Origin of the sequence: Bartonella sp. CM86QHHN (assembly GCF_042194695.1) — a bacterium.
Taxonomy (GTDB): Bacteria; Pseudomonadota; Alphaproteobacteria; order Rhizobiales; family Rhizobiaceae; genus Bartonella.
The window spans coordinates 1-2,505 of the sequence record NZ_JBHIND010000032.1 but is presented as its reverse complement, the minus strand read 5'-3'; the positions used below and the strand labels follow the sequence as shown (position 1 = coordinate 2,505).

Below are 2,505 nucleotides of genomic sequence, written 5' to 3'. Positions count from 1 at the left end.
TGACTTTGCGGGTGTGACTTTCATTAATTACCGGAGTATTCACAACTATAATGTGAGTGCGAAGGCTGGAACAAAGCGCGCCATAGGAATTAAGCCTGACGAATGTCAATTCTTCCCTGTTGATGCGCCTGGTGTATTCCAAAAAACCTTTGCACCAGGGGAAAGCTTGGATTTTGCCAACACCGTTGGAAAACCTCTCTACACGATGCTAATCGTCGACCACGACCGTAATGCATGGGTAAAACCGGAAGTCTATAGCTATCCGCTTTACATTTGCACACGCCCANACTTTTGGGCAGCCCATCATCTACACGCGAAAAGACAACCAGCAATCTTTTCGTATCACAGCGATTTACACCATTAAACATTCGGAATCGGAAGCCGGTGGCAGAATCCCCACCACAATTGCAAGAAAGGAACTTGATCTTTGTATCAATGATATTGGGGGTTTACCACCAAAACCTCAAGATAGTATTGTGGTCCTCTCTCCTGAAAACAACAAAGCCCCCTCTTCTCAAGAGCACTTCGTGATCACAGATGTCCAAGCCTCTGAATCCGGTATGTATAAACTTATCTTGCGGGAGATAAAACAATAAACGTATCTTTTCTTGTGTGTTATCAATAAAACTGTCCCAGAACTCGAATTACTGCTGTAAACCTTGGACTTGAAAAAGCAGTGAATCGGTAATTCCGTGGTATGCCGGTACGGAGACTGATTTGGCATTCATGGTATGTTATAGCTACTGATGCAATTCGTGTCCAAGTGGTTCGTTCATTCTTTTCAGGACTTTCAAATACAATGGCTTGATCGGTTACCAAAAGACGTCCTCTAAGTGGGATCTTTTTATTAATATCAAAGAAAACGCGTTCTTGAACTCCCAACAATTTTTCATTGTGTGCTAAACGATATTCATATTCGCTTGCGTCAAGCTCTTGAAACATTTTACACGCTTCAGAAAAACTAGACACTTTAATATCCGGTAGCAACATTGCAACTTGTTCTTCAAAAAGTTTTACTTTTTTCTTTTCAGAGTAGTGAGCGATCACCAAAAGTAAAACAATAAGAATGGCTACTAATAACCATGGTGAAATACTTATTATTGCTACTATGCCCCCAATCAATAGAGCACAAAGGAGAAAAATCTTGATCCCCTTTTCCCACCGTTCGTTTTCAATTGCTGGAAACATTTTATTAACAACTGAGAAATCAGAAGAAGGATGTGCAGGAAGGAGCGACATTGAAGCCTGTTCTGGAACTTTCTCTTCAAAACGTTTTTTGCGTTTATCTTGCCAATAAGCGAAAATGGAAAACGCAAAAAACGCAAAGAAAATTAACCAAAACCATCCCCAAAAGCCTAATCCATCATCTTTGTCTGGTTTGTTAACTTGAGTGGGGGTAATTTGCTTATCAGTATCCTCAGCTGGTACCTGAGTCACGCTTTCGTTTTGAGTAGCAACATCTATTGACGAAGTCGAGGAGGAGGTAACAATTTCATTATTGTGTGTAATTTGATTTGGTTTGTCTTTGTGTACAGAAGCACCTACTATCGCAGAGCCGATAAATAATAAAGCTCCAATACCAAGAGTTTTCAGTCCGTTTTTCCGCCATTTCTTTATACATACTAAAACGAGTCCGACAATCATCATTGGCAATGATAACAAGCACACGATCATTGCAATTGTATCAAGGGTATCCAGCATTACCTCCCCCTCCGCTATAAATAAAAAAGTAAAGTGGAAATTTAAAGTGAGTCGACAAATAAAGTAAAGACGTACTTATATAATTTAGAAAAATGTAATATTACTGCTTGACATTATAGTAGGAGTATGAATAATCGAATCAGGTGCCTCAAAAACACCTTAAACCGCAAGCGGATTGGTTACCGAAATAATCAGTCTTCTATACATTAAAGACTTTGACTCATTATATGCTACATGCGTATAATAATATTGTCGGGTGTGGTTACGCTATACAATACCCTTGCGGGGAAAGTGTAACGACGGACTTGTGGCCGTGTTTTTGAGCACCCGGCACTCTTCTTAGAGTGTCAATCAAAAACATCTAACCCACAAGGAGTTCTCATGAACACTCTTATAGAAATATCAGAACAGGTTATTGATCAGGAAACTGTTCAAACTGTTAATGCGCGTGAATTGCACGCATTTTTAGGGATTACATCAAAGTTTGCAGACTGGATTAAAAATCGCATTAAAGAATGTAATTTTCGAGAAAATATAGACTTTATAGGTTTTTCTAAAAATTTAGAAAAAGGTGGGCGCCCAAGCATAGAATACCACATTACGTTAGACATGGCTAAACATCTTTCGATGATAGAGCGTAATGATAAAGGGCATGAAGCACGTCAATACTTTATCAAATGTGAACGACTTTTGAAACAAGTAGTGACACCACAAGTTGACTACTCCAAACCTGAAGCATTGCTGGGAGTCTTGAATCATCTACAAAGCCAAATTGAGCAGAAGGATAACACCATTGCCGAATTA

4 protein-coding genes are annotated in these 2,505 nt (G+C 39.3%); 3 read left to right on the top strand and 1 reads right to left on the bottom strand.

What is annotated here, in order from left to right; all coding sequences use genetic code 11:
• Window positions 1-364 (top strand): major capsid protein (locus tag ACFIKX_RS02945; RefSeq protein WP_375661202.1); only part of this gene is annotated, 364 nt, incomplete at its 5' end.
• On the top strand, window positions 255-596 hold the full coding sequence (locus tag ACFIKX_RS02940) for a hypothetical protein (RefSeq protein WP_375661203.1): 342 nt from the start codon (window positions 255-257) through the stop codon (window positions 594-596). The genes ACFIKX_RS02945 and ACFIKX_RS02940, both read left to right, overlap by 110 nt.
• A 22-nt stretch (window positions 597-618) precedes the next feature.
• Here the strand turns inward: ACFIKX_RS02940 and ACFIKX_RS02935 are convergent, their stop codons facing one another.
• Complete coding sequence (locus ACFIKX_RS02935) at window positions 619-1,701, bottom strand: hypothetical protein (protein WP_375629855.1); 1,083 nt, start codon at window positions 1,699-1,701, stop codon at window positions 619-621.
• A 381-nt stretch (window positions 1,702-2,082) separates the two neighbouring features.
• On the opposite strand from ACFIKX_RS02935, the gene ACFIKX_RS02930 reads away from it, so the two are divergent.
• A partial coding sequence (locus ACFIKX_RS02930; protein ID WP_375661201.1) for an antA/AntB antirepressor family protein occupies window positions 2,083-2,505 on the top strand: 423 nt, incomplete at its 3' end.